At 72.1% G+C, this 25,860-nt stretch carries 23 protein-coding genes; 9 read left to right on the top strand and 14 right to left on the bottom strand.

What is annotated here, in order from left to right:
• Positions 1–12: 12 nt before the first annotated feature.
• The 4 genes from thiI to QSK26_RS35520 form a co-directional block, all read right to left on the bottom strand.
• Positions 13–1,236: a tRNA uracil 4-sulfurtransferase ThiI gene (thiI, locus tag QSK26_RS35535; protein WP_285779727.1), complete on the bottom strand. Its 1,224-nt coding sequence runs from the start codon at positions 1,234–1,236 to the stop codon at positions 13–15.
• Positions 1,237–1,521: 285 nt separating this feature from the next.
• Positions 1,522–2,547 (bottom strand): 6-phosphofructokinase, encoded by a 1,026-nt coding sequence (locus QSK26_RS35530; protein WP_285779726.1) that lies wholly within the window; start codon positions 2,545–2,547, stop codon positions 1,522–1,524.
• A 178-nt stretch (positions 2,548–2,725) separates the two neighbouring features.
• The gene (locus QSK26_RS35525) at positions 2,726–3,721 is read right to left on the bottom strand and encodes a lactonase family protein (RefSeq protein WP_285779725.1); all 996 of its coding nucleotides are present in this window, start codon (positions 3,719–3,721) and stop codon (positions 2,726–2,728) included.
• Entirely contained in the window at positions 3,706–4,686 is a 981-nt protein-coding gene (locus QSK26_RS35520) for an acetylxylan esterase (RefSeq protein ID WP_285779724.1), read from the bottom strand. Before QSK26_RS35520 ends, QSK26_RS35525 begins: the two co-directional genes overlap by 16 nt.
• 99 nt (positions 4,687–4,785) lie before the next feature.
• Between QSK26_RS35520 and QSK26_RS35515 the strand changes: the two genes are divergently transcribed.
• Positions 4,786–5,700, top strand: coding sequence for a bifunctional helix-turn-helix transcriptional regulator/GNAT family N-acetyltransferase (locus QSK26_RS35515; protein ID WP_285779723.1), 915 nt, complete (start codon positions 4,786–4,788; stop codon positions 5,698–5,700).
• Positions 5,701–5,810: 110 nt separating this feature from the next.
• Here the strand turns inward: QSK26_RS35515 and QSK26_RS35510 are convergent, their stop codons facing one another.
• Positions 5,811–8,018, bottom strand: coding sequence for an MMPL family transporter (locus tag QSK26_RS35510; protein WP_285779722.1), 2,208 nt, complete (start codon positions 8,016–8,018; stop codon positions 5,811–5,813).
• Between the two features lie 128 nt (positions 8,019–8,146).
• Here QSK26_RS35510 and QSK26_RS35505 point away from each other — a divergent pair, with 128 nt between their 5' ends.
• Positions 8,147–8,803 carry a TetR/AcrR family transcriptional regulator gene (locus tag QSK26_RS35505; RefSeq protein ID WP_285779721.1) on the top strand — a complete coding sequence of 219 codons (657 nt, stop codon included), beginning with the start codon at positions 8,147–8,149 and terminating at the stop codon, positions 8,801–8,803.
• Here the strand turns inward: QSK26_RS35505 and QSK26_RS35500 are convergent.
• Positions 8,773–10,131 (bottom strand): alkaline phosphatase PhoX, encoded by a 1,359-nt coding sequence (locus QSK26_RS35500; protein ID WP_285779720.1) that lies wholly within the window; start codon positions 10,129–10,131, stop codon positions 8,773–8,775. The genes QSK26_RS35505 and QSK26_RS35500 overlap by 31 nt on opposite strands.
• 574 nt (positions 10,132–10,705) lie before the next feature.
• Positions 10,706–11,173, bottom strand: a complete 468-nt coding sequence (locus tag QSK26_RS35495; protein ID WP_285779719.1) for a Dps family protein — start codon at positions 11,171–11,173, stop codon at positions 10,706–10,708.
• A gap of 118 nt (positions 11,174–11,291) precedes the next feature.
• Between QSK26_RS35495 and QSK26_RS35490 the strand changes: the two genes are divergently transcribed.
• From QSK26_RS35490 to QSK26_RS35480, 3 genes are all read left to right on the top strand, one after another.
• Entirely contained in the window at positions 11,292–12,116 is an 825-nt protein-coding gene (locus tag QSK26_RS35490) for a helix-turn-helix domain-containing protein (protein ID WP_285779718.1), read from the top strand.
• Positions 12,113–14,818 (top strand): VIT domain-containing protein, encoded by a 2,706-nt coding sequence (locus tag QSK26_RS35485; protein WP_285779717.1) that lies wholly within the window; start codon positions 12,113–12,115, stop codon positions 14,816–14,818. Before QSK26_RS35490 ends, QSK26_RS35485 begins: the two co-directional genes overlap by 4 nt.
• A gap of 135 nt (positions 14,819–14,953) precedes the next feature.
• Positions 14,954–15,466 (top strand): PadR family transcriptional regulator, encoded by a 513-nt coding sequence (locus QSK26_RS35480; protein ID WP_285779716.1) that lies wholly within the window; start codon positions 14,954–14,956, stop codon positions 15,464–15,466.
• A gap of 27 nt (positions 15,467–15,493) precedes the next feature.
• Here the strand turns inward: QSK26_RS35480 and QSK26_RS35475 are convergent, their stop codons facing one another.
• The 4 genes from QSK26_RS35475 to QSK26_RS35460 are packed head-to-tail and all read right to left on the bottom strand — an operon-like array spanning position 15,494 to position 17,223.
• Positions 15,494–15,859 carry a nuclear transport factor 2 family protein gene (locus tag QSK26_RS35475; protein WP_285779715.1) on the bottom strand — a complete coding sequence of 122 codons (366 nt, stop codon included), beginning with the start codon at positions 15,857–15,859 and terminating at the stop codon, positions 15,494–15,496.
• The gene (locus tag QSK26_RS35470) at positions 15,843–16,142 is read right to left on the bottom strand and encodes a ferritin-like domain-containing protein (RefSeq protein ID WP_285779714.1); all 300 of its coding nucleotides are present in this window, start codon (positions 16,140–16,142) and stop codon (positions 15,843–15,845) included. Before QSK26_RS35470 ends, QSK26_RS35475 begins: the two co-directional genes overlap by 17 nt.
• 44 nt (positions 16,143–16,186) lie before the next feature.
• On the bottom strand, positions 16,187–16,417 hold the full coding sequence (locus QSK26_RS35465) for a hypothetical protein (RefSeq protein WP_285779713.1): 231 nt from the start codon (positions 16,415–16,417) through the stop codon (positions 16,187–16,189).
• Positions 16,418–16,470: 53 nt separating this feature from the next.
• Complete coding sequence (locus QSK26_RS35460) at positions 16,471–17,223, bottom strand: SDR family oxidoreductase (protein WP_285779712.1); 753 nt, start codon at positions 17,221–17,223, stop codon at positions 16,471–16,473.
• A gap of 227 nt (positions 17,224–17,450) precedes the next feature.
• Here QSK26_RS35460 and QSK26_RS35455 point away from each other — a divergent pair, with 227 nt between their 5' ends.
• Complete coding sequence (locus QSK26_RS35455) at positions 17,451–17,957, top strand: FAD-dependent oxidoreductase (protein WP_285779711.1); 507 nt, start codon at positions 17,451–17,453, stop codon at positions 17,955–17,957.
• A gap of 149 nt (positions 17,958–18,106) precedes the next feature.
• Positions 18,107–19,009 carry an RNA polymerase sigma-70 factor gene (locus tag QSK26_RS35450; RefSeq protein WP_285779710.1) on the top strand — a complete coding sequence of 301 codons (903 nt, stop codon included), beginning with the start codon at positions 18,107–18,109 and terminating at the stop codon, positions 19,007–19,009.
• On the opposite strand, the gene QSK26_RS35445 is transcribed toward QSK26_RS35450, so the two are convergent.
• The 3 genes from QSK26_RS35445 to QSK26_RS35435 all read right to left on the bottom strand — a co-directional run bounded on the left by QSK26_RS35445 (position 18,984) and on the right by QSK26_RS35435 (position 22,019).
• Entirely contained in the window at positions 18,984–20,186 is a 1,203-nt protein-coding gene (locus QSK26_RS35445; protein WP_285779709.1) for a low temperature requirement protein A, read from the bottom strand. The two genes, QSK26_RS35450 and QSK26_RS35445, sit on opposite strands and share 26 nt — an antisense overlap.
• A gap of 161 nt (positions 20,187–20,347) precedes the next feature.
• Positions 20,348–20,473, bottom strand: coding sequence for a hypothetical protein (locus tag QSK26_RS35440; RefSeq protein ID WP_285779708.1), 126 nt, complete (start codon positions 20,471–20,473; stop codon positions 20,348–20,350).
• 43 nt (positions 20,474–20,516) lie between these two features.
• On the bottom strand, positions 20,517–22,019 hold the full coding sequence (locus tag QSK26_RS35435; protein ID WP_285779707.1) for a helicase HerA-like domain-containing protein: 1,503 nt from the start codon (positions 22,017–22,019) through the stop codon (positions 20,517–20,519).
• Between the two features lie 377 nt (positions 22,020–22,396).
• Between QSK26_RS35435 and QSK26_RS35430 the strand changes: the two genes are divergently transcribed.
• Both QSK26_RS35430 and QSK26_RS35425 read left to right on the top strand, forming a co-directional pair.
• Positions 22,397–24,259, top strand: a complete 1,863-nt coding sequence (locus QSK26_RS35430; RefSeq protein WP_285779807.1) for an FAD/NAD(P)-binding protein — start codon at positions 22,397–22,399, stop codon at positions 24,257–24,259.
• A gap of 431 nt (positions 24,260–24,690) precedes the next feature.
• Positions 24,691–25,809: a putative PEP-binding protein gene (locus tag QSK26_RS35425; RefSeq protein WP_502888785.1), complete on the top strand. Its 1,119-nt coding sequence runs from the start codon at positions 24,691–24,693 to the stop codon at positions 25,807–25,809.
• The last annotated feature ends 51 nt before the right edge of the window (positions 25,810–25,860 follow it).

Genomic DNA, 25,860 nt, shown 5'->3' with positions numbered 1-25,860 from the left:
CCCGCGCCGGGGTCAGGCGTCGAGCTTGTACTCCTGGAGGGAGTCGGCCAGCTGGACGGCGAGGTCTTCCGCGTCCAGGCGCCTCTCGATCTGCTTGAGGTCCTCGATCTTGGCCCGGGTCTCGGCGCGGCGGGGGGCGAGGAGGGTGCAGCAGTCCTCGTCGGGGAGCTCGGAGATCTCCAGGGTGCCGATGCGGCGGGCCTCGGCCATGATCTCGGTCTTGTCCAGGCCGATCAGCGGGCGCAGGATGGGCAGCTCGACCGCGTGGTCCTGGGCGGTGATGTTCTGCAGGGTCTGGGAGGAGACCTGGCCGAGCGAGTCGCCGGTGATCAGGGCGCCGGCGCGGATGCGGTGCGCGACCTCCTCGGCGGTCTTCAGCATGAGCCTGCGCTGGGCGATCACGGCCAGCCGGTCCTGACCGGACGCCTTGATCGACTGCTGGGCCTTGCCGAAGGGCACCACCCACAGCCGGGACCTGCCCTGGAACCGGTCCAGCGCCCGCACCAGGGCGTACGCCTTGTAGATGGACTCGGAGGTGGTGAACGGGATGCCGGAGAAGTGCAGGAAGTCCACCCGCAGGCCGCGGCGCATCATCCGGTAGGCGGCGACCGGCGAGTCGATGCCGCCGGACATCAGCACCAGCGCCCGGCCGCTGGTGCCGACCGGCAGGCCGCCGTGGCCGGGGATGCCGTCGGTGAAGACGAACACCTCGTCCCTGTCCACCTCGATGTGCACGGTGAGCTCGGGGTTCTTCAGGTCGACCGGCAGGCCGTAGATGTCGTTGATCTCGCCGCCGACGAGCCGGTCGAGCTCGTTGGAGCGCAGCGGGAAGCGCTTGTCCCTGCGCCGGGAGCGCACCGCGAACGTCGCCTTGCGCTGGATCTCCTCGCGCCCCTCGACCAGCGCGAGCGCCGCCTTGAGCACCGCCTGCGGGTCCTTCTCGACCCGCCAGGCGCGGTGGATCCACACCAGGCCGGGCACGTCGGCAATCCGCCTGGCGACGGCGTCGGCGGTCTCGGCGTCGGTGCCCTCGGGCAGGAACACCGCGATGACGCCGTGCCGCTGCCGCACGTCGGCCTTGAAGTCGAAGCCGCTCAGCGCCGCCTTGATGTTGGCCTGGAGCCGCCGCTCGAACAGCTCGCGGTTCTTGCCTTTGAGGACGACCTCGCCGAGTTTGAGCAGCACACAGGGCTCACCCAGGTCGGACCTGGTCTTTTCGGACGTCCCTGAGAGCATGCTGTCTACCTCCGGCTGACGGTTCGAACGGCGAGCACGGCCGAGCCGTACCGGACAACGCCGTGACCCGCCACTTTAGTCCGGATCGGACAGCACCGATTCCGGAGACCGGCGCAGGCGCGCGGCGGCCACCGGACCACGCACCGGACTGCGCACCGGGCCACGCACCGGACCACGGAATGTACGGCCTGCGCCGCCCGCCCGTGCCGGGGGCGCAGGCCGTACCCGGAGGAGGTCCGGATCCGCCGTACGGCGGCGCGGCCGAAGAGGGACGCCGGGGAAGGTCTAGCCGAAGAAGACCTCGGCCTCCTCGTAGCGGGAGACCGGGACCGTCTTGAGCTCCCTGGTGGCCTCGTCCAGGCCGACCCGGACGATCTCGGTCCGCTGCAGGGCGACCATCTTGCCGAAGTCGCCGGCGTGCACGGCGTCGATCGCCTGGAGGCCGAAGCGGGTGGCGAGGACGCGGTCGAAGGCGGTCGGCGTGCCGCCGCGCTGGATGTGGCCGAGGACGGTGGTGCGGGCCTCGGAACCGGTGCGCTTCTCGATCTCCCTGGCCAGCGACTCGCCGATGCCGCCGAGCCGGACGTGCCCGAAGGCGTCGAGCTCGCCGTTCTGCAGGGCCATCTGGCCCTCCAGCGGGTGGGCGCCCTCGGCGACCACGATGATCGGCGCGTAGCGGGTCTTGAACCTGCTCTGCACGTAGGCGCAGACCCGGTCGATGTCGAAGGGCTTCTCCGGGATCAGGATGACGTTGGCGCCGGCGGCCATGCCCGCGTGCAACGCGATCCAGCCCGCGTGCCGGCCCATGACCTCGCAGATGAGCGCGCGGTGGTGGGACTCGGCCGTGGTGTGCAGCCGGTCGATCGCCTCCATCGCGATGTTGACCGCGGTGTCGAAGCCGAAGGTGTAGTCGGTGGCGCCGAGGTCGTTGTCGATCGTCTTCGGCACGCCGACGACCTTCACGCCCCGGTCGAAGAGCTTCTTCGCGACGCCGAGGGTGTCCTCGCCGCCGATCGCGATGAGCGCGTCGACGCCGGAGTTGGCCAGGTTGGTGTGGATCCGCTCCACACCGTCCTCGATCTTCAACGGGTTGGTGCGGGAAGAGCCCAGGATCGTGCCGCCGCGCGGCAGGATGCCGCGCACCGCCTGGACGTCCAACGGCATGGTGTCGCCCTCCAGGGGGCCTCGCCAGCCGTCGCGGAATCCGATGAACTCATGACCGTAGACAGTGGTGCCCTTGCGGACCGCCGCCCTGATGACGGCATTGAGGCCGGGGCAGTCGCCGCCGCCGGTGAGCACTCCAATACGCATGGCGAGTTCCTCCCGATGGGGTTACACAGCCAGACTTCTTGTGAGGCGATAGCACCGCCAGGGGACGTTCTTCCCCCTGCCGACCCCACGCATTCTGCCCGAGCCGAGGTCAATGGTCTAGACCATCAGCACGCGTGTTCCCGATCATGTGGTATCGCGGCGACGACCCCCGGGCGGCTCAGAAGTCCGGGACGGGCAGCACGCAGGACGGGCTGCCGGTGGCGAACGTCGCGGCCGGGGCGGTGGGCACGCCGTCCGCCAGCGGCAGCGCGGTCACCTCGTCCGAGCGCTGGCAGGCCACGTACATGTGGTCGCCGAGGATCGCGAAGTGGCGGGGCCAGTCGCCGCCGCAGCTCACCTCGGCCACCCGCTCCAGGCCGGGCGCGGACAGCACGGTGACGGTGTCGGGGCCCCGGTTGGCCACGTAGACGTACCGGCCGTCCGCCGACGCCTCCAGGTGGGACGGGGCGTTCTCGGCGGCGGAGGAGCTGGCCCGGACGCGGTTCAGCTCGGTCCAGGAGTCGTCGTAGACGGCCACGGTGCCGTCGAGTTCGCCGGTGACGTACCAGTGGCCGCCGCTCCGGGCGAAGTGCCGCGGGCCCATGCCCGGCGCCAGCCGTACCGGGCCGTCCGGGTGCAGGGTGATCTCGTCCGCGACGAGGTAGCGGCGGATCTCGTCGGTGCCGAGGTCGCTCTGGTAGAGCGTGCCGTCGGGGCCGAAGACCGCCTGGTGGGCGTGCGGGCCCTCCTGCCTGGCCGGGTCGGGGCCGCTCCCGGTGTGCCGGAACGGCTCGGGCTCGCCCGGCCGGCCCTGCGCGTCGAGGCGGTGCGCGCTCAGCGTGCCGTCGCCGTAGTTGGCGACGACCAGCCAGCGGCCCCGCGGGTCCACCGCCACATGGCACGGATAGGAGCCGCCGGTCGGCCGCCGCCCGGCCTCGGCGAGGGCGCCGCCCGGCCCGCGGTCGAAGCAGGCCACGGTGCCCTCCTCACTCTCCCCCACCGCGTAGAGCACCGGCAGGCGCGGGTGCCGGGCCAGGAAGGACGGGCCGGACGCGGGCGTGGCGGCGAGCTCGGTGAGCCCGCCGCCGGGGTCGGCGCGCACCACGGTGACGCCCGAGCCCGTGCCGCCGGTGTCCGGCGTGTAACCGCCGATGAGGATCAGTCTCGTAGCCACAACTCGCGAAGGTAGCGGAGCTGACGCTCGCGCTGCTCCCCGCCCCCGCCCTCGTGGCCGTTCCATGGCCACACCGCTATCTCTTTCGGACCCGTCCAGTGGTTGTAGGCGGCGAACACCGTGGACGGCGGGCAGATCAGGTCCATCAGCGCGACCGAGTAGAGCGCGGGCACGGTGCCGCGGGCGGCGAAGTTGACCCCGTCGAAGTAGGACAGCGTGCGGAACACCCGCTCCTCCGCCAGCCGCTGGCTGGTCAGGAAGCGGACGATCTCCTGGTAGGGGTCGGCGTCGGTGATCTCGACGGCGCGCCGGAAGTGGGTGAGGAACGGCACGTCGATCAGCGCGGCCGACACCGAGGGCCGCAGCGCCGCGACGGCCTGCGCGATGCCGCCGCCCTGGCTGGCACCCTGTACGGCGATGCGGGTGGGGTCGATCGCGGGATGGGCGGCGGCCACGTCCACCGCCCTGGCCGCGTCGGCGAAGACCCGCCGGTAGTAGTAGGTCTCCGGGTCGAGGACGCCCCTGGTCATCATGCCCGGCGCCTGGGCGAAGTCGCCGCCGTCCGGGTCGGCGGTGGCGCCGGGACGCTCCGGGCTGGCGCCGCCCTGGCCCCGGGTGTCCACCACGAGCGCCGCGTACCCGGCGGCCGGCCACACCAGGTGGTCGTGCGGGAACCCGCGCCCTCCTCCGTAGCCGATGAAGTGGACCACGCACGGCAGCGGCCCGTCCGCGCCGCGCGGCAGCAGGAACCAGGCGTTGATCCGGTGGCCGCGCCAGCCGGCGAACGCGGTGTCGTAGACCTCGACGCCGGCCAGCGCCGAGTCACGCGGCGTGAACTCGGCGGCGAGGTCGAACGCCTCCGCCTCGGTGAGGGTGCGCTTCCAGAAGTCGTCGAAGTCGGCCGGTTCCGCGCGGTCGGGACGGTAGTCGCGCAGCCGCTCCAGAGGCATGTCGAACAGGGGCAAGGCATCTCCAATCGCTTTCCATCACTTTGGCCCATTCCGCCCGTTATGGCGAGCGGTATATCCTTGACGCAGTCAACGAATTGCTTGGAGGAGTCAAGGGTGGACCCTCATGTGGCCGCGATCCGGGAGTTCAACCGCTTCTACACGGGGGTGATCGGCGTCCTCCAGGCCGGCATGCACGACACGTCCTACTCGCTGACCGAGGCCAGGGTGCTGTACGAGCTGGGCCGGCGTGACCGGATGGACGCCGCCGACCTGCGGCTGCTGCTCGACCTCGACGGCGGCTACCTCAGCCGGATGCTCGCCCGGATGGAGCAGGACGGCCTCCTCTCCAGGGAGCGTTCCGAGTCCGACGCGCGCCGCCAGGTCGTCGCGCTCACCGCCGCCGGGCGGGATGTCGCCGCCATGCTCGACGCGCGCGCCGTCTCCCACCTGGAGGACGTGCTGGCCGAGCTCTCCACGGAGGACCGGGCGCGCCTCGTCTCCGCCATGGCCGTGATCCGGCGGCTGCTGGGCGGCCCACGGCAGGCCGCACCGTACGTGATCCGGCCGCCGCGCGCCGGCGACCTCGGCTGGGTGGTCTACCGGCACGGCGTCCTCTACGCCCAGGAGTACGGCTGGGGCCGGGAGTTCGAGGGGCTGGTGGCCGGGGTCGTGGGCGGGTTCGCGACCCGGTATGACCCGGCGCGCGAGGCCTGCTGGATCGCGGAGGTGGACGGCGAGCGGGTGGGGTGCCTGTTCTGCGTGCGGCACGAGGAGCCGGAGACGGCCCAGCTCCGGTTGCTGCTGGTCGAGCCTTCCGCGCGGGGCATGGGCATCGGCGGGCGGCTGGTCGGTGAGTGCCTGCGTTTCGCCAGGGAAGCCGGCTACCGCCGGATCACGCTGTGGACCCGGGCCGAGCTGACCGGCGCCCGGCGGATCTACCGGAACGCGGGATTCGAGCTGATCGAGCAGCATGAGGGGCAGGAGTCGGGCAGGAAGGTCGTGGACGAGATCTGGGCCCGCGCGCTCTGAGCGGTGGCGGGAGCGCCGGGCCGGACGCGAACGTCCCGGCGTTCCCGCGACCGTCTCACCCCGGAGGGCCGACGCCCGCGACCGGCCGGGCGGCCGGGTCCGGCGGGCGGTCAGTCGCTCAGGCCGATGCGGGCGTGCAGGCGGCGCAGCGGGCGGGGCGCCCACCAGTTGGCCTCACCGGCGAGCCGCATGAAGGCGGGCACCAGGATCGCCCGGATCACCGTGGCGTCCACCAGGATCGCCACCGCCATCCCGACGCCCAGCATCTGCACGAAGGTGACGTCCGCCGTGGCGTAGGCGGCGAAGCTGAGCGCCAGGATGCCGCCCGCGGCGGTGATGAGCGGGGCGCTGCGGCGCAGTCCGGTGGTGACCGCCGTCGCGGTGTCCCCGGTCAGGTCGTGCTCCTCCTTGATCCGCGACAGCACGAACACCTCGTAGTCCATCGACAGCCCGTAGCCGACGCAGAACATCAGGATCGGGATGCTCGGGTCGAGGTTGCCCGTCGGGGTGAAGCCGAGCAGGCCGGACAGGTTGCCGTCCTGGTAGATCCACACGATCGCGCCCAGCATGACCGACAGGCTGAGCAGGTTGAGGACGGTGGCCTTGAGCGGGATGAGCAGGCTGCCGGTCATCACGAACAGCACCGCGAAGGTCAGCGCGAAGATCAGCCCGAGCAGCACCGGCAACCGGTCCACCACCCGCTGCCGGTAGTCGGCCAGCTCGGCCGGGTAGCCGCCGACCCGCACCTCGAACGGCGCCGCCAGCGCCCTGACGTCCTGCACCAGGCGCACCGGGTCGGCCTCCATCAGCCGGGCGTCCGGCACCACCGACAGCCAGGTCCCGCCGCCGCCCGCGCGTTCCCCGAAGCGGGCGGGCAGCCCGTCCCCGACCCGCCGCCCGTCCGCGTAGGACCCGGCGGCGGAGTCCACCTGGGCCACGCCGGGCAGCCGGGACAGCGCCGCCGCGTAGCCGCCGATCCGCTCCGTGGACCCGGCCGGGCCGGTCGAGACCACCTGGAGCGCGTCGGTCTCCTCGGCGGCGAACTCGGTCCTGATCACCTCCGACGTCTGCCGGACCGGGGCCGACAGGGGCAGGATGCGGTCGTCGGCCACGCCGAAGTTCAGTCCGAGGAAGGGCGAGCCGAGCAGGAGCAGCAGCGCGGTCGCCGCGCCGCCGTAGAGCACCGGCCGGCGCATCACCCCGGTGGCGAGCCCCTGCCAGAACCGCCCGCCGCCGTCCCGGGGCGCCCGCCTGGGCAGCACCCGGTCGCCGATCGTGGCGAGTACGGCGGGCAGCACGACCAGCGATCCCAGCAGACCGCCGGCGACCACGGCGATGCCCGCGTAGCCGAAGGAGCGGAAGAAGTCGAAGGGCATGAGCAGCAGCACGGCGAGCGAGACGGCCACCGTGACGCCGCTGAACAGCACCGTGCGACCGGCCCGCTCGACCGCGCGGGCCACCGCCTCGTGCCGGTCGTGACCGAGGCGCACCTCCTCGCGGAACCGGGAGACCACGAACAGCGAGTAGTCCACGCCGAGCCCGAGCCCGAGGGCCAGGGTGAGGTTCAGCGCGAAGGTGGACACGTCGGCGTAGAGCAGCGGGACGCGCAGCAGCGCCAGCGACACCACCATGACGAAGACGCCGAGCCCGATCGAGATCAGGGCCGCCGCCGCGCGCCGCAGGTAGAGCCAGAGCAGCACGAAGACCAGCGGGAAGACCACGAGTTCCGCGCGCACGAAGTCCTGCCTGGCCAGCGGCACGGTCTGGCGGAAGACCTCCTCGCCGCCGCCGGCCCGGACGGTGGTCGCCGCGTCGCCCCGGGTCAGTCCCGGCAGGATCGCGGGCAGGATCGTGCCGCGCACGTGGTCGGCGTCGCCGGGGATGCGGGCGACGACGAGCGCGTGCCTGCCGTCCTCGCTGCGCAGGGTCGCCGGGTTGCCGCGGCTCCAGTAGGAGGCGGCCTCGGCGACGCCCTGCTCCGCGGCCAGCCGCTCGGTCAGCGCCCGCCCGGAGGCGGCCACCCCCGGGTCGTCCACGGTGCCGCTCCTCGCGGTCACCACCAGCACCATGTCGGCGCTTCCCGTGCCGAAGCGTTCGCCGAGCGCGGTCTGCGCCAGGTCGGACTCCGAGCCGGGGGCGTCGTAGCGGGCCAGGGACAGGCCGCCGACGGTGCCGGCGGCCAGCGCGCCGAGCATGACGGTCGCCAGCAGGGTGCAGATCAGGACGGCGCGGCGACGCCGTACCAGGAGGTGGCCGAGCCGTCGCAGGGGCGGGGCCGGCGGAGCGTTCGCGGGACGGCCGCGGGCGGCGACGGTCATGGGCCGCCGCCGTGGATCGTCTGTGCGCTCTTCATCGCCATCCTCAAAGTCGGTAAACTGCTCGTGTTTTACTGTTCGAGGATGAGAATGCAAGTAATCACTCGTATTTGTCAACGGGGAGGTGGACCGTGCCCGAACCCGCCGGGCAGCAGCGCGCCGTGCGCCGCCAGGCTCGCGGCCTGAAACGGATGGAGGTGATCCTCGACGCCGCCGAGGCCGAGATCGCAGAGACCGGCTACGCGAACACCACCACCAACGCGGTCGCCGCGCGGGCCGGCGTCTCCCCCGGGTCGCTCTACCAGTTCTTCCGGAACAAGGACGAGATCCTCGCCGGGCTCGTCGGGCGCTACGAGGAGGAGCAGCGGCTCTTCTGGCAGCGCAACCTCACCGAGGAGTCCGCGCACGAGCCGATGCCGGACCTGGTGGACCGGCTGGTGGACGCGATGGTGGCCTTCAAGTCCTCACGGCCGGCGTTCTGGGCGCTGTTCCACGGCTCCGCGACCAGCGACCGGCTGGCCGAGGTGGCGCGCGACCTGCACGAGGCGGTGGCGCACCGGGTGGCCGAGGTCTTCGGGCTGCGCGCCCCCCACCTGGGCCCGGACCGCTGCCACACCCTGGCGCGGATGGCGGTGGCCACGGTGCGGGCCGTCATGCCGATGGTGGTCACCGCCAAGCCCGAGGACGCCCCCGCCCTGATCGGCGAGCTGAAGACCATGCTGAACGGCTACCTCGCGCCCGCCCTCGACGGGACGGCTCAGCCGCGGAACGGCCCGGAGACCTCGTAGGTCACGCCGCTGCCCACCCGGCCGGCGCCGGTCTGGGCGGAGAAGTAGAGCCGGTGCCCGTCCGGGGAGAACGCCGGCCCGGTGATCTGCGACCGGTGCCCGCCCTCGATCCGCAGGAACGGCGCGAGCGTGCCGTCGGGTGCGACGACGTTGATCTCCATGTCCTCGCTGTCGCCCGCGACGTAGAGGTCTCCGCCGGTGCCGGCGGTGATGTTCTCCACGCCGTCCCTGGGGGCGTCCGCGTCGCAGACCACCTCCAGCAGGCCGCGCTCGGCGTCGTAGGCCCACACCCGGCGGTCGCCCCTGGTGGTGAAGTGGCACACGCCCGCCGCATAGTGGCAGCCGGTGCCGCCGTCGAAGTGCCTCGCCGCCGGGACCTGGTACCGGGCCGCCTTCAGCACGGCAGCCGGGCTCGGCACCGGCTGCCAGGTCACCGGGCCGGGCCCGGTCGGAGCCGACCCGTCGGGGCCGCACAGCACCTCCAGCCTGCCCTCGGTCAGGTCGCCCCACTCGATCGGGATGAACCGGTAGAAACACCCGTCCGGTTCGTCCTCGGTGAGGTAGACGACCTCCCGGTCGGGGTCGCACGCGGCCGACTCGTGCCGGAACCTGCCCAGCGCCAGCCGGGGCATCGCGGCACGCACGCCGTACGGGTCGCACTCGAAGACGCAGCCGCGCATCGCCTCCTCGCAGGACAGCCAGGTGCGCCACGGGGTCGCGCCGCCCGCCCGGTTGAGGTTCGTGCCGGACAGGATCCGGTACGCGTCGCGGACCGCGCCGTCCGGGCCGAACCTGATCGCCGACGCGCCGCCGAGGAACGGCACCCGGCAGTTGGACACGTAGATCCAGCCGTCGCCGTCCGGGAAGCAGGCGCCGCCCTCCGGGGCCGCGTGCCAGGTGAGGCCGCCGACCTTGTGCCCGCTCCGGGCGACCACCCGGCCGGTGAACCCTGCGGGCAGCGAAATGCCGTTGGCATCCGGCGGACCGAGCGGCCCATAGGGACCTCCGCGCCCCCCATGACCGTGCCCACCACGCCCTTCGCGGCTGCCGCGGCCACCATGCGCCTCGTGGCTGTCGCGGCCACCATGCGTTTCATGGCTGTGCGTTTGGGTGTGGTGGCCACCGCCGTGCCCCTCGGGGCCGTCTTCTCCGCCGCCGAGGCCGGGCAGCCTGCCGCCGTACCCGCCGCGGGGCGCGGGCCCGGCCGGGCCGCCGCCCACGACCGCGAGCGCCGCCCCCTGCCAGAGCGCACCGGCGAGCGAGACCCCGGCGGCGAGGCCGCCTGAACCGAAGAACGTACGGCGCAGCATGAGGATCAGCCTCCGCATGTCTGATAGATGCCGGATGTTCGAGGACGCGTGCGTCAGGTCCACGCTACGCGCGCTTGCCAAGCCGCCCGGCTCGATTGCACCCCGCCCGTGTGAACGGACAGGTATGCGCATGGTCCGGCACCGGTAACTTTGCGGAAACCGTGGCCGTCCCACGGTTCTCGAAGGCGGTTCACCGGGCCGTCCGAGTCTCCCGAGGACATTCGGTGTGGGCCACAAACCACCCGCCCGCTGCACGACCAGGCACTCTCGACTGCACACGGCCCCACTGATCCCCATACTCACCCTGCCCACCGAAGTGTCCGGAACCACCGAGGCGACGCACGCAACCCCCCGCCGCGCCCACCGGGGCGCCCCACGCAACTCCCCCGTATCCACCAGCACGGCGCACGCGATCCGCCCCCTATCCACCGAGGCGGCCCCCAATTCCCCCTGTGTCGGTGGCCCCGCTCCGCAGGAGGCCCGCCATGGGCGGGCTTGCGCCCCGACCCGGGACCGACGCTCGCCCCCGTGCGTTCGGGGCGCCCCGGAGCACGAGAGGCCGGGCGGTGGTTGCCCGGCCTCTCGACATGGCCTAGCGCTGTGCCTGGACCATCCAGTGCTGCTTCTCCAGGTCCTGGGTGGCCTTGATCAGCAGATCCTGGGTGACGGGGTCGGGCTTCTCCGTGGCGTTCACGCGCTCCCTCATCCGCTTGATGATGGATTCGAGGATGTCGGTGAGCACCACCACGACCTTTCCGTCCTGGAGCCAGCCGCTTTCCAACTGCGGCACGTGGCTGGAGTTGGCGATCGTGGACGCGCGGCCGTCGGGGTTGACGCCGAGGGCGACCGCGCGCTCCGCCATCTCGTCCATATGCGTGCGGGCGAGGGCGACGATCTCGTCCAGTTGCAGGTGCAGCGAACGGAAATGATGCCCGATCAGGTTCCAGTGTGCCTGCTTCGCCAGGAGTGACAGATCGATCAGATCGACCAACGCCCCCTGGAGTGCCTCGCCGACGATCTTCCTGTCATCGGGTGCCAGCGAGCTGGTGATGGCGGCCATGATGCCTACCTCCCTCTGCTTGGGACATCGAGCCTCGGACCCGGCGCTCCCTACCCCTCATCGGGCATGGTATTCACCTTCATTGACACTGTCATAGTTACAGTGTCAGTATCGAGGTATGAGCGAGACCTGGACCATCCGCGAGCTGGCCGCGCAGGCGTCCGGCGTGCTGCGGGCCGGGGCCGCGAGCGGTGGGCCGTCCGACGGACCGGCCAGCGGCCGGGTGCGCGAGGTGCCCACCGAGCGGCTCATCCGCTGGTACACGACGATCGGCCTGGTCGACCCGCCGCTCACCCGCCGTGGCCGCATCGCCCTGTACGGCCGCCGCCACCTGCTGCAACTCGTCGCCGTCAAGCGCCTCCAGGCCGCCGGCCACTCCATCGCCGACATCCAGGCGGCCCTCACCGGCGCCACCGACACCCAACTCGAATCCGCCGCCCGCCTCCCCTCCGCCCGCCCCCACCCCCGCGCCCCCGAGCCCGCCTCCCCCGGCCATCCCAACGGAGCCGGGGGAGACGCTCCAACCGGCCGTGAGAGGTTCTGGACCGCGGCGCCACGGGATCCAGCGGCCACCTCCCCCATGCCACCCGCGGCCTTCACGGACTCCGCAGTCCCGCCCGCGATCCCCGCCGCCGCGGTGAACGGGCCGCTCTCCCCCGCTCTCGTGCAGGGGGTGCGGCTGGCTCCCGGGGTGACGGTGCTGCTGGAGGGGGCGTCCCGGACGGCGTCGCCCGAAGACCTCGCCGCGATCGTCACGGCGGCCGGCCCGCTGCTCGCCGTACTCCGCGGGCGCGGCCTGCTCGCCCCCGCCCACCTCGACGGCACCACCCCGCACCCCACCCACCTAGACGGCACCACCCCGCGAAGCGGCCCCCTCCCCGCCCTCGGGACAGACATCAACCACGAAACCGACCGGTCGTCCTCACAAGGAGGCACCTCATGACTGTTCCCGTCATCCCGCTCAAGGCGGACGAGTGCGTCCCGCTGCCGGACGCGGGCCTCGGGGCGCTCGCCACCGAGCGGGGCAACCTGCCGCTGGAGAGCGTGGACGTCAGCGCCCGCGTCGCCGGTCTGATCGCCGGCGTCGAGGTGGTGCAGGGCTTCCGCAACCCGTGTGACGTGCCGCTGGAGGCGACGTACGTCTTCCCGCTGCCCGACCGGGCCGCGGTGACCAGGTTCCTGATGGAGGCAGACGACCGGGTGGTCGAGGGCGTGCTGAAGGAACGCGGCCAGGCCAGGGCCGACTACGACGCGGCGGTCGCGGCCGGCAAGCGGGCCGCCATCGCCGAGGAGGACCGGCCGGACGTGTTCACCATCCGGGTGGGCAACATCCTGCCGGGCGAGAAGGTCCGGATACGGCTCACGCTGAGCCAGCCGCTGCCGTACGAGGACGGCGCGGCCACCTTCCGCTTCCCGCTCGTCGTCGCCCCGCGCTACATCCCGGGCCTGCCGATCGACGGCGACCAGGCCGGGCGGGGCACCGCGCCGGACACCGACGCCGTCCCGGACGCCTCGCGGATCACCCCGCCGGTACTGCTGCCCGGCTTCCCCGACCCGGTACGGCTGTCGCTCGCCGTGGACGTCGAACCGGCCGGGCTCGACCTGCGCGAGATGCGGTCCAGCCTGCACGTCGTCACCGCCGAGGGCACGTCGGTCCGGCTCCAGCCGGGCGAGCGCCTGGACCGCGACTTCATCCTGCGGCTGGCGTTCGACGCCTCGACCTCGCTGGTCCTCGCGCCCGATCCGGACGCCGCCGGGACCGGCACGTTCGCGCTGACCGTGGTGCCGCCGGCGGAGGAGCCGGCCCGGGTGCCGCGCGACGTGGTGCTGCTGCTCGACCGTTCGGGGAGCATGGGCGGCTGGAAGATGGTCGCGGCCCGGCGGGCGGCGGCCAGGATCGTCGACACGCTCACCACCGCCGACCGGTTCGCGGTGCTGTCCTTCGACCATGTGGTGGAACGGCCGGAGCGGCTGCCGGAGGGCCTGTGCGAGGCCACCGACCGCAACCGGTACCGCGCCGTGGAGCACCTGTCCCGGCTGGAGGCGCGCGGCGGCACCGAGCTGCTGGCCCCGCTGCAGCAGGGGCTCGCGCTGCTCGGCGACTCCGCCAGGGAGCGGGTCCTGGTGCTCGTCACCGACGGGCAGGTGGGCAACGAGGACCAGATCCTGGAACGGGCGGGCGCCGGGCTGTCCGGCGTGCGCGTGCACACGGTCGGCATCGACCGCGCGGTGAACGCCGGCTTCCTCGGCCGTCTCGCCGGGCTCGGCGCGGGCCGGTGCGAGCTGGTGGAGTCGGAGGACCGGCTGGACGAGGCGATGGAGCACATCCACCGCCGGATCGGCGCGCCCCTGGTCACCGACCTGTCGCTCAAGGCCGAGGGCGTCGACCTGCTCCCGGACACGATCACCCATCTCGGCTCCCTCTTCTCCGGCGTCCCGCTCACCGTCTCCGGGCGCTACCACGCCCCTCCCGCCGAGGAGCCCGCGCCGCGGGACGACGCCCCGGCCGGGACGGCGGCGGGGGTGACGGAGTCCGGCCCCGGCACGAGCCGGGCACCCGAGGCCGTCCCCGATCTCGGGCGGGCGTCCGGGGCCGTCCCCGATCTCGGGCAGGCGTCCGGGGCCGTCCCCGATCTCGGGCAGGCGTCCGGGGCCGTCCCCGATCTCGGGCGGGCGTCCGGGGCGGCGGTCACGGTGCGGGGGCTGGCCGGTGGGGGGCGGCCGTGGGAGCGCCGGGTGGCCGGGGTGGCGTCCGGCAATCCGGCGATCCGCGCGATCTGGGCCCGTGCCCACCTGCGCGCCCTCGAAGACCGTTACGCGACCGGCGACCACGCGCTGGAACAGGCCATCGTCGACGTGTCCCTCCGGTACGGCGTGCTGTGCCGTTTCACCGCCTTCGTGGCGATCGACAGCCGCGTCGTCGCCGAGGGCGGCTCCAAGCACCACGTGATCCAGCCGGTCGAGCCGCCCAGCGGGTGGGACATGCCCGTCGCCGCGCCGATGGCCCTCAACGCCATGACCGCCGCCTCCTTCCACGGCACGCCCGCCGGCTTCGCGGCCCCCGCCGGCTTCGCGCCCTCCGCCGGGGAGCCGGCACCGGAGAGCGCGCCGCTCGGCTCGGCGGGCGCACTCGACGCCGGTTCCCCCGGGATGCCCGGTTCCGGCGGGATCCCCGGCGCGCCCGGCACGGGCCGGACCCGCTCGAGGCCCTCGCGCGGCCCGTTGTTCGCGCGGCGGCCCGGCACTCCGGGCGCGTCCGCACCGCGACCGGCGGTCCGGCACTCGCTGGACACCGTGCGCCCGCAACTGGCCGAGGAACTCGCCCGGCTGCGCGCCGCCGAGTCCCTGCCGGTCACGGACCGCCCGGCCCTGCTGGCCGACCTGGGCAGCCGCCTCGCCGCCCTGGCCGCCCACCTCGGTGACCAGCCCGAACTGGCGGCCCTCGCCGGCGACCTGGAAGCGGCCGAACGCCCCGGCACCGACCTGGACGCTCTGTGGCACAGGACGGTGAACCTCCTCACCATCCTCACCACCGGCCACCCGGCCCCCGGCGTCTCCGGGACTGGTCCGGGAAGCGGGGACGCGGGGACCGGCTCCGGCACTCCCGGGGACCGCGCCCGCCGTCCCTTCTGGAAGCGCTCCTGAGGAGCGGTCGTCAGGCCGGTGGAGGGCCCGGCGTGTCGCGGAGCCGCTGGTCAGGGCTCCGGGCGCGCCGCCCATCGCGCCCGGAGCCCTGGGACACGTGACAATGACCATACCGAGTATGCATACGCTGTATCCATGTCCATCAGGCATGGGCTCCTGACGCTGCTGAGCCAGGGGGCCAAATACGGTTACCAGTTGCGGGCCGAGTTCGAGACCTCCACGGGGGCGACCTGGCCGCTGAACATCGGGCAGGTCTACACGACGCTCTCCCGGATGGAACGCGACGGCCTCGTGACGCCGGGCGAGGCCGACGACCAGGGCCGCGTGATCTACGCGATCACCGACGCGGGCCGGGCCGACCTCGCCCGATGGTTCGCCACGCCGGTCGTGCAGGCCGACCGGCCGCGTGACGAGCTTGCCATCAAGCTGGCGATGGCGGTGACCGCGCCCGGCGTGGACGTCGCCGCCCTGGTACGGACCCAGCGCACCGCGACCATGCGGATGTCGCAGAAGCTCACCCGGGCCAAGGGCGCCGCCGAACCGGCCTCGGCGCACGCGCTGGTGCTCGATTCCATGATCTTCCAGGCCGAGGCGGAACAGCGCTGGCTGGACCACTGCGAGGCCGTCCTCCAAGGGGGCGACCCATAGGTCGGGGGTGTGGCCTCGGCGGGTTCGTCATGGGCGGTGCCAGCGGTGCAGCTTGTCGGGGTTCAGGACGATCCATACAGCGGTGACCTCGGTTCTGGCGACGCTCACGCTGACGACGGCCACGGCTTGGCCCGCCTGGCGCAGGACCAGCCCGGTGCGGCCGTTGACGGACTCGACGGTCACGTGGGTGCCGGGCGGGCCGATCAGCAGGGCGGTGACGAAGCGGGCGACCGCGTCCGCGCCGTAGGTCGGGCGCACCGAGGCGCGCAGTTTGCCGCCACCGTCGCTCACGACCAGCGCGTCGGTGGCCAGGACCGCCTTCAGCGCCGCCACGTCTCCCGTGTCGCAGGCCGCCGCGAACCGGCGCGCGACACGATCATGCCTGTCGAGCATCGCCTTCCCCCGGCGTGTCCAGCCGCGGGCCGCCGCCGACGGCGTTGAGCAGGTTCGCGGCCAGCGCCAGGTGCAGCATCTCCTCCACGAAGACGCCGCCCACCACGTCTGCGGCCTCCGGGTTCCGCTCGGGATCGAGGGAGTACAGGGCGCACAGGTACGGCGGCAGGGTCGCGTGTTCCAGCTCGATCGCCCACTGCAGGTGCTCCCGGAGGCTGTCGAGCGTGCCGATCCGGGGCGGCGAGCCGGGAACGGCGGGCGCCTGCGGCTCTACGTGTCTCATTCGGTGTATCGCCTTGTCGAAGGGTGTTTCACTTCTCGCCGGTTTCACGCGCCGTGACCGTCGGGCCGGGAGTCGTCCTCCAGCGCCTGGACGGCGCCGAGCAGGCCGCGCAGGCCGATCTCCGCCCGCTCGGCGTCCACCGGATCGAACAGCCAGTCGGTGATCGGCTTGGCGAGGACCTCCTCCGGGTGGCTGGCCTCGACCAGGGCCACTTCCGCCTCGGCCTCGATCTCGAGCTCGTACGGAAAACCGTGCTCGCCGCTCGGGACGCTCAACTTTCCTCCGTGCGTGGCTTGGGTGGATGCGATGGATCTCCGCGCGAGGCGGGTTACTTCGCGGCGTTCCCGGCGAGCCAGTCGCGGTACCGGATCTGTCCGGACGTCGCGCCGTCACCCGGCACCAGCGACCGCTCGGTCACCTCGCTGCCGAAGTAGTGCGCGTGCGGGTCGGTGACCACCACGCGCCGATCGCCCCAGGCGGCCAGCGCCTCACGGAAGAACTCGTCCATCCGAAACCGCTCGGGGCCGGCGACCTCGGTCCGGCCGTTCAGCGGCTCCCCCACCGCGACCCTGCCGACCGCCTGGGCGACGTCGTCACCCGCGATGGGCTGGAAGAGCACGGGCGCGATCCGCACCTTGTCGCCCTCCGTGGACTCGTCGGCGATGCCCCGGACGAACTCGAAGAACTGGGTCGCGTGCACCAGCGAGAACGGAATCGACGAGTCCTCGATCAGCTTCTCCTGAGCGATCTTCGCGCGGAAGTAGCCGTTCTCGGGCAGCCGTTCCGTTCCCACCACCGACACCGCGACGTGGTGCCCCACACCGGCCGCCGCCTCGGCGGCGAGCAGATTGCGGGTGGAGGTCTGGAAGAAGTCCATCACCGCGGCGGCCTCGAAGGACGGCGAGTTCGACACGTCGATCACCACCGACGCGCCCGCCAGCACCTCGGCCAGCCCCTCCCCGGTGAGGGTGTTCACCCCGGTACTCGGCGCCGCCGCCACCGCCTCGTGACCGTGCTCCCCCAGCCTGGCCAGCAGCTTCGATCCGATCAGCCCGGTCCCGCCGATAACCACGATCTTCATGACGTACCTTCCTGGTTCCCCGGTGCACCTGTCGGCAGCCGGTCGCCAGCTATGACCGGACACCCCCGGGGCTTGTGACAGCCGCGGCGGAATTCTTTTCACGAAGCCGTCGGCGACGATCGGCGCGTCGAGGTGGGCGGGGGCCGTGACGGCGGGGTTGTCACAAATCACGCCGCTGCCCGGTCGTCTTCCCGGAACTGCTTTGCCGGCGCGACCCAAGGAGCACCATGCACTCGCCAGAGAGACGGATCGCCACGTCGGTCCTGGTCATCGGCGCCGGGGGATCGGGGCTGCGGGCCGCGATCGAACTCGCCGAACGCGGGGTCGACGTCCTCGCGGTGGGCAAGCGGCCTAAGACGGACGCGCACACATCGCTCGCGGCGGGCGGCATCAACGCGGCGCTCGCCACGATGGACCCCGAGGACACCTGGCAGCAGCACGCGCGCTTCTTCGGCGCCCACACCTACCGGCGCACCGCCTACGCCGGGGACTACACCGGCCTGGAGATCCAGCGCACCCTGGTCGGCCGGGCGACGATCGAGACCGCCCTCGAACGTCGCGAGACCCGCGGCTGCCCCAACCGTTCCGACTACCCCGAGCTCGACACCGAACTGCGGGTCAACCTCGTGTGGTCCGGTCCCGGACAGGTGGAGAGGCAGGCCATCCCGCCGATTCCCGCCGAGATCGCGACCCTCATGCGGGAGGTCTCGACCGACGGCAAACTCGTCGAATAGCAGGCGACTTCCGGGACGCCGCACGTGGCGTCCCGGGAAACCGCGGGTCAGGCCGTCTTCGTCGCCGGCGCGGCCGGGCATGTGGCATATGAAAGGGTACGGGGGCCCGACGTGGTCATGCACCGCAGCGGGACGGCCCAGAGGGAGCGATGACAGTGGCGGATACCGAGCCGGGCGGCCCGGCAGACCTCGAAGAGGCCGTGGCGGTCTTCTCCAGCGTGCGGCCACGCCTGTTCGGGATCGCCTACCGGATGCTGGCCAGCGTCACCGAAGCCGAGGACCTGGTGCAGGAGATGTGGCTGCGCTGGCAGAACTACGACCGTGCCACGGTGGACAACCCGGCCGCGTTCCTGGCGACGGCGACGACGCGGCTGGCCATCAACGCCGCCCAGTCCGCGCGCGTCCGCCGCGAGACCTACATCGGCCCGTGGCTGCCCGAACCGGTGGACACCAGCGCGGATCCGCACCTCGGCGCCGAACGCGGCGAGGCGCTGGAACTCGCCGTCCTGCTGCTCCTGGAGCGGCTCTCGCCCACCGAGCGCGCGGCTTACGTGCTGCGGGAGGCGTTCGACTACCCCTACGCGCAGATCGCCGAGATCGTCCAGCTGAACGAGGCGGCGGTACGCCAGGTGGTGAGCAGGGCCCGCAAGCGCGTGCTCGTCGAGCGCCGTACCCCCGTGAGCAGAACCGAGCAGCGCAGGCTGCTGACGGCCTTCGTCACCGCCGCCAGGGCCGGCGACCTGACCGCGCTGGAAGAGCTCTTCGCCGCGGACGTGACCAGTTACTCCGACGGCGGCGGCGCCGTACGCGCCTCGCGCATCCCCGTGGTGGGCGCGTCGCGGGTGGCGAAGTACGTCCGGGCGTTCGCCGGGCACTTCTGGGCCGGAGTGGACGTGTCGTGGGCGGACACGAACGGTCAGACCTCCGCGTTACTGAGCCGTGACGGCCAGGTGTTCACGGTCCTCACGGTCATCGTCTCGGAGCAGGGCATCGACCAGGTGCTGTGGATGATGAACCCGGCCAAGATCACCGCGGTGCCGGCCGTGGCCTGACCGCCGACGGCGTGCTCCCGCGTGCCCCGTTGGCCGCGATCGTGACGGCGGCCAGCAGGACGCAGCCGGTGGTGATCGCCGCGACCACGGCCGCCAGGCCGAGCCACGGCGCCACCAGCGGCAGCGCCAGCACGGCGGCGACGCAGCCGAGGACCGCGGCGGGATACATGACGCGTTCCGCGACGACGAGCGCGTGTACCGCCCAGAGCAGGGCGAGACACGAGGCGACCGGGACGGCGACGGCGTAACCGAGCGCGAGCGGTGACGCCGCGACCCCGTGCCCGGTCTGCTCCACCGCCACCTCCAGCCCGGCGCCGAGGGCGGCCAGGGCCGCGAAGAAGCCATAGTGACCGTATCCCCACAGGTAGGACCGGTGACGGCGGTCACTGAGCCCGTCACCGGCCTGCACGAGGAAGTACAGCCACCACAGGGCGAACAGCAGGACCAGGCCGGAGGCGGCGACGACGATGAGGGGGCCGCCGACCTCCCCCGCGTCGAGCGCTCCTTCGACTCCCCTGCTCGCGGCGAGGACGCTCTCACCGAGCAGAATGATCGTGAACAGGCCGTAGCGCTCGGCGATGTGGTGCGGGTGCCAGGTGGTGGCCCTGGCGCGTTCCGCCCACCGTGGCACCGCGAGCTCCAGGACGACCAGGCAGACGAAGGACGCGAACGCGGACCACGCGGGCAGGACGCCGGTCTCCGTGAGCAGGAAGCGAAGCAGCCACGCGAGCTGCGCCAGGCCGATGCCCGCGGCGTAGCGCCGGGCGGTGCGCCGGCTCGCCGGGTCCTCAAGACCGGCTCGCAGCCACTGGGTGACGAGTGCCGTCCGCATGATGAGGTACCCCAGCGTGACGACGCCGAAGTCGGCGTGACCGGCCGCGGCCGGCACACCCGCCGCGAGCACCAGCACGCCGGCCATCTGCACCATGGTCAGCAGCCGGTAGGCGACGTCGTCGGTGTCGTAGGACGAGGCGAACCAGGTGAAGTTCATCCACGCCCACCAGATCGCGAAGAACACCTGGAGGAACGGGACCAGCCCGGCGAGGCCATGACCGGCGGCGATGTCGTGCGCGAGCTGGGCGGTGACCGCGGCGACCGCGATCACGAAGGTGAGGTCGAACAGGAGTTCGAGCTGACTGGAGACGCGGTGCGGCTCGTCGAGGGGACGGGCGCTCATCCGGACTCGGATCCGGTACTTGGTGCTGGCTGGCGGCAAGGTCTCGCTCCTGTCGGTCCGTGAATCCCTCCCGTCAGACCGGACAGCCTCCCGATCTGTGACAGCGGGGCCGCCGGGACACGCATCCCGGGCGCCCGCCGACAGGACGCGCGAGCTGAGCCTCACATGAGCTGCGCACGGCGGTCACCGGACTGCGCGCGGAGCTGGCGGAAGCCTGCCTGCATCCCCAGGTGAGCCGGGCGGACGACCACGCCGAACTGGCGCTCGCCCACACCGGAAGCCTGCACGCCGAGGAAGCCGAGACAGGCGGCGCGACCTTCGTGTTGCAGGTCAGCGGCGGCCGCGGCGGGCTGTGCCGAAGATGGATCTGGTGATCTCTCTGCCGAGGGCGGATGCCGCCGAGCGGGTCAGGGAGCGGAACTCCTTCGACTCCATCACGCTCTCCAGCACGGACTGTTTCCGCTCGGGCGCCCGTTCCTTCTCCGGCTCGGGTGGAGGTCCGGGAGGGGGCTGGCGCGCGGCCAGCTTCGCGGACAGGATCTCGTAGGCCGACTCGCGGTCGATCGCCGTGCCGTACCTCCGCTGGAGGGGCGAGGCGGCGATGGTCGCCTGGATCACGTCCGGGCCTGCGGGGGCCATGAGTGTCTGGGGGGCGCGCAGGCGCGTCCAGGCCACGGGGGTGGGCGTGCCCCTTTCGGACAGGACCGTGACGACGGCCTCGCCGATGCCGAGTTCGGTGAGCAGCCGCTCCAGGTCGTAGGAGGACGTGGGGAAGGTCGACACGGTCGCCTTGAGCGCCTTGGCGTCCTGGGGGGTGAAGGCGCGCAGGGCGTGCTGGACCCGCGCGCCGAGCTGCGCCAGCACGTCGGCGGGGACGTCCTCCGGCGTCTGGGTGACGAAGAACACGCCCACGCCCTTCGACCGGATCAGCCGGACGGTCTGGGCGATCGACTGCAGGAACGCCTTGGAGGCCCCGTCGAACAGCAGGTGCGCCTCGTCGAAGAAGAACACCAGCTTCGGCCGGTCGGGGTCGCCCACCTCGGGAAGCTCGTGGAACAGGTCGGCGAGCAGCCACATCAGGAAGGTGGAGAAGAGCTGCGGCCGGTCCTGCACGGCGGGCAGTTCGAGTACGGAGATCACTCCGCGGCCGTCCTGCGTCACCCGGAGCAGGTCGCGTACGTCGAACTCCGGCTCGCCGAAGAACGCCTCGGCTCCCTGCGCCTCGAAGTTGGTCAGCGCGCGCAGGATGACGCCCGCCGTCGCCGTCGACAGCCCGCCGATCCCGTCCAGCGCCTCCGGGGTGGCGGTCAGGTACCGGATGACCGCGATCAGGTCCTTGAGGTCCAGCAGCGGCATTCCGTTCCGGTCGGCGAAATAGAAGATCAGCCCGAGCGACGACTCCTGCGTCTCGTTGAGTCCGAGGACCTTGGCGAGCAGGGTCGGCCCGAACGCGGTCATGGTGGCACGGATCGGCACGCCATCCCCCAGACCGCCCAGGGAGAGAAACTCCACCGCACAGGCCGCGGGACGCCACATCTGCCCCACCTCGGCGGCACGCGAGGTGACCCGCTCGGAGGCCGTGCCCGGTGAGGCCAGCCCGGACAGGTCGCCCTTGATGTCGGCGAGGAAGACCGGCACGCCCTGGGCCGCGAGCTGCTCCGCCGCGAGCTGGAGCGTCTTGGTCTTCCCCGTTCCGGTGGCTCCGGCCACCAGTCCGTGCCGGTTCAGCATGCTCAGGGGGATCCGGATCCGCTCCGAGGCGTCGGCCGTGCCGTCCGCACGCACCAGGGCCCCGAGTTCCAGCGCCGGTCCCTGGAAGTCGTACCCCTTCATCAGACCCCCCGATCGCTCGCCGCGCCCACGACGCCGTGCCCGGTCAGTGCCTTCGGCAGGGCGCGAGACGCCCCCGCTCGTCCCTCACTGAGTTACTACCTGCCCCGGGCGGATCCGCCGAACAGTCCCGCACCATGTCGTTACCCATCCCTGATGAGGATGGGAAAGGGCGTCAGCCCGCTGGCCCCGGGGCACTCCCGGCGACTGTTACGGAGCCGGACGGCATTCAAGCGATATACGTGACACGGCGCCGGTGAATGGCCGGCAGCGGTAACGTACCGACTGATCACTCGAATCCACTCCACGGAACGGCACGACCTCGGGTCAGGTCTTCCGGTTTTCGCCGGCCATTGCCAGAGAGGACAGGGGTAGTAAAGGTGAAATGCGCCGAGAGAAGCCGCAGAGTTGTCATTGTCGGAGCGGGGCTGGGGGGTACCGCGACCGCCATCCGCCTTCTTCGGTTCGCCAGGGAGCCCGTCCAGGTCGTGTTGGTCGAGCGGCGTCCTGACTACCGGGGCGCCGGGGTGGCCTACCACCGGGCGGGGAACCACTGGCACCACGTGTTCAACATCCAGGCGGGCCGCATGTCGGTGTTCCGCGAGGACGTCGACGACTTCGTGCTGTGGGCCAACCACGAGGCCGACCGGTCCGACTGGCCCGTGGAGTGGCGGAACTTCACCTTCACCGAGTCCGCGCCCGCTCCCCGCCGGATCTACCCCGACTATCTCGCCAGCCGCCTCGCCGAGGCCGCTCGCGAAGCGTCGGAGGGCGTGACCCTGGTCGAAGCCGGCGGCGAAGTGGTCGATCTGGAAGTCCTCGGCGACCACGTGCACGTCGTCGTCGACGATTACTCCTCGCCGGCCGGTGACGGCGGGGGCCGGACGGTACTCGAAGCCGACCACGTCGTTCTCGCGACCGGGCTGGAGACGAAACAGCCGGCTTTCGCGGCCGAGGTGATGAACCATCCCTCGTTCATCCGTCAGCCGTATTCGGAAATGGGGATCGAGCGTTTTCTCGGCCTTCGGCGGGATGCCGTCGTGGCGATCGTCGGCACGCTGCTCAGCGCGTACGATTCGGCGGCGCTTCTGCTGCGCCGTGGCCACACGGGGAAGATTCACATGATCTCGCGTTCCGGCCTGACGCCCCGGACCTATCCCGCGGACCACCGGCACCGCGTCCTCAGCCTGCCGCCCCCTCGGCTGCACGGCGACGTCTACGAGGGGCGGGAGGATCTCGTCCGGCGGTTCAGGGACGAGTGGGAGCGGGCCTGTGCCACCGTCGCCCGCGAGTTCCCCGACGTGTCCCCGGCCGTGATCACTGAACGGGTCGCCAAGTCGTGGGAGCCCTATCTGCCCGAGATCCTGGAGCGCGTCCCCTCCTCCGATCTCCGCGCGATCCTCGACGGCTACGGGAGCCTGCTGGCCACCCTGCGGGTGGGCGCCGTGGCCTACACGACCGAGATAGTCGACGCGGCGATGGCCGACGGCGGGCAAGTCGTCCTCACCTCCGGGAGGGTCGAGGAGATCCGCGGCACCGACGCGGGCACGCTGGTCGTGTCCGTCGCGGGGCAGGCTTCGACGCGGACCGTCGAGGCCGATCTCGTGATCTCGAACTTCGGGCGGGAGTCCGACTACGAGCGCGTCGACTCGGTCCTGTGGGCGAACCTGCTGCGGAAGGAGATCGCCCTGCCGCACCGGCGTACCGGGCGGGGCGTCGAGGTGGACGGCCGCGGCAACCTCGTCGGGCCCGCGGGCGGCCCGTCCGGCCCGATCTCCGTGGTGGGCGGTCCGCGCGAGGGTGACGAGATCGTGCGATACGGGCGAACGGGGGCGTTCGCCTTCAACCTCGCCGCGATCAAGAACCATTCGGTGGAGGTCGCGGCCACCGTGCTGCACCGCCTGGAGTCCTGTTACGACGAGCAGGCCGGCGAGGTCGCCGCGAGGCTGACCGGGACCCCGGACCGGGAGGCGAACGAAGCGGCCCAGCGCTCGATCATGCTCGACGTGCGGCGGATGGCCGCCCGGCGGCGCGCCGACCGTCAAGCCCTGATGGCCCGCCTCGAAGAGAGCATTCAGGTGATGCGGAACATCTCACCGAGCGGTGGCATTTCTGTAACGGATCGCAAGTTGCGGTTCGCCATTAACGCCGCGGCCACCGTCAGGCTCAACGATTTGTCGGTGACACCGCGGGACCTCCGGTCCATTCTCGGACTGGCGGATTCGACGGATTCGAGTAACTGAAGCGGCTCACGGGGGCGACGGCCGGCGCGATTCCGCGAACGATCCTGACAACTCCTTTTACCCTCCGCGGGAAAACTCCGCCGGGCAGCAGTCGAGAAGATGCGCGACCGGCCGGACTGCTGCGAGCCTCAAGTCATGACCCCATCGGATGCAGTGGATCGCGGGCCACGTCGCGGCACTCGTACCACCGGCCACCCGGGCGACGTCCCGGGGACGGCTTCGCGCGGGCGCCCTTCCCCGGTACGGACACGGCGGCTTGACAGAAACGGATCGCCATGAAGCCGCCCAGTACTCTCGACGTCCATGAACCGTCCCGGAACCAGTGGGCGATTCCCCGCGAAATTCCCGGGGTTCTGCTCGCCGGTTCGCCTGCCGCGAGTGTCCGTGGCGCCTGCAATCACAGCGGGAAACCCGTCGCCGGTTCCATCCTGGTGGTCGAAAGACTCGGTCCCGAACTCTACGACGCCATCCTCGCCTCTTCCGCCGTCATCTGCTCCCGTGGCGGCCGGACCGGTCATATGCAGTCCCTGTGCCGCACCCGGGGAATTCCGGTCCTGCGGGTTTCCCCGTCTGATCTCGCCGACCTCACCGGTCACGCCGGTCACGTCACGATCCGGACCGATCGCCAGTCGGTCGTGCTCGGCGACGCCGAGTCCGCCAGGCGTTCCCCGGAGTCCCCGGCCGTCACCCCCGGCGATCTCGGCTCGGTGTGCGTGGTCATCGCCGGCGTGGCGGACATCCGGTCGATGAACACGTTCACCCCCCGGGTCGAGCAGGTGGACTCCTACTTCATCCGCGAGGAGTTCGTCTGCCTCTCGGCGGGGTTGAGCCCCCTCGACTCGCTCAGGGCGGGAGCGGGCGAGGCCGCGCGTTACGGCAGGGCCGTCGCGGCGGAGCTGTGCTCGCTCGCCGGGGAGCTCCTTCCCGGCCAGCGACTCGTCATGAGGATGCTCGACCTGCGGTCGGACGACGCGGCCCAGATCACGACCGGGGTCGAGGTCGACCACGAACCCAATCCGGAGCTCGGCCTGCACGGCGCGCGGGGGCTGCTGAAGGAGCACCACTACCCGCTGGCGTTCCAGGCCCTCCGTGCCCGTCTGCGGGAACGCCTGGGCCCCGAGTCGGCGCGGGTGAGCTTCGCGGTGCCGTTCGTCAACGACCGGGAGGAGTTCCTGCGGCTGCGGCTGCACCTCGACCTGCCCGAGGACATGCCTCTGTCGGTCTTCGTCGAGACTCCCGCCGCCGTTCACTCGGCGGCGGAGTTCTGTGCCGCCGGAGCGAGCGAACTGTTCGTCGGGACCAAGGATCTGACCCAGTTCTACCTCGCCGCGGACCGGGGCAACCACCTGGTCGCCCCCTCCTACCAGACCCGGCATCCCGCCGTCATGGCCGGCCTGCGCCAGGCGGTCGAGGCGGGCGGCGGCACCCCGGTGCACGTGTTCGCGCTGGGCTCCGACCTGGACCACTACGTGCGGCACCTGCCGACGCGCAGGTTCATGATGTGCACCGCCGAGCTGCAACGACTCGCCCGGGGGGTGAACCCGCGGTAGCGCGCGTGCGGGACGTCCCCCGGCCGCGGCCGGGGGAGGCGTGGTGCGCTA

It is taken from the genome of Microtetraspora sp. NBRC 13810 (assembly GCF_030268685.1).
Taxonomy (GTDB): domain Bacteria; phylum Actinomycetota; class Actinomycetes; order Streptosporangiales; family Streptosporangiaceae; genus BSRQ01.
This window is presented reverse-complemented; position numbering and strand designations above follow the sequence as displayed.

Excerpts from the sequence above, each read along its gene's own strand:
- thiI (WP_285779727.1), bottom strand. The coding sequence starts at position 1,236 with ATGCTCTCAGGGACGTCCGAAAAGACCAGGTCCGACCTGGGTGAGCCC.
- QSK26_RS35530 (WP_285779726.1), bottom strand. The coding sequence starts at position 2,547 with ATGCGTATTGGAGTGCTCACCGGCGGCGGCGACTGCCCCGGCCTCAAT.
- QSK26_RS35510 (WP_285779722.1), bottom strand. The coding sequence starts at position 8,018 with ATGACCGTCGCCGCCCGCGGCCGTCCCGCGAACGCTCCGCCGGCCCCG.
- QSK26_RS35500 (WP_285779720.1), bottom strand. The coding sequence starts at position 10,131 with ATGCGGAGGCTGATCCTCATGCTGCGCCGTACGTTCTTCGGTTCAGGC.
- QSK26_RS35495 (WP_285779719.1), bottom strand. The coding sequence starts at position 11,173 with ATGGCCGCCATCACCAGCTCGCTGGCACCCGATGACAGGAAGATCGTC.
- QSK26_RS35490 (WP_285779718.1), top strand. The coding sequence starts at position 11,292 with ATGAGCGAGACCTGGACCATCCGCGAGCTGGCCGCGCAGGCGTCCGGC.
- QSK26_RS35485 (WP_285779717.1), top strand. The coding sequence starts at position 12,113 with ATGACTGTTCCCGTCATCCCGCTCAAGGCGGACGAGTGCGTCCCGCTG.
- QSK26_RS35480 (WP_285779716.1), top strand. The coding sequence starts at position 14,954 with ATGTCCATCAGGCATGGGCTCCTGACGCTGCTGAGCCAGGGGGCCAAA.
- QSK26_RS35475 (WP_285779715.1), bottom strand. The coding sequence starts at position 15,859 with ATGCTCGACAGGCATGATCGTGTCGCGCGCCGGTTCGCGGCGGCCTGC.
- QSK26_RS35470 (WP_285779714.1), bottom strand. The coding sequence starts at position 16,142 with ATGAGACACGTAGAGCCGCAGGCGCCCGCCGTTCCCGGCTCGCCGCCC.
- QSK26_RS35460 (WP_285779712.1), bottom strand. The coding sequence starts at position 17,223 with ATGAAGATCGTGGTTATCGGCGGGACCGGGCTGATCGGATCGAAGCTG.
- QSK26_RS35455 (WP_285779711.1), top strand. The coding sequence starts at position 17,451 with ATGCACTCGCCAGAGAGACGGATCGCCACGTCGGTCCTGGTCATCGGC.
- QSK26_RS35450 (WP_285779710.1), top strand. The coding sequence starts at position 18,107 with ATGACAGTGGCGGATACCGAGCCGGGCGGCCCGGCAGACCTCGAAGAG.
- QSK26_RS35445 (WP_285779709.1), bottom strand. The coding sequence starts at position 20,186 with ATGAGCGCCCGTCCCCTCGACGAGCCGCACCGCGTCTCCAGTCAGCTC.
- QSK26_RS35435 (WP_285779707.1), bottom strand. The coding sequence starts at position 22,019 with ATGAAGGGGTACGACTTCCAGGGACCGGCGCTGGAACTCGGGGCCCTG.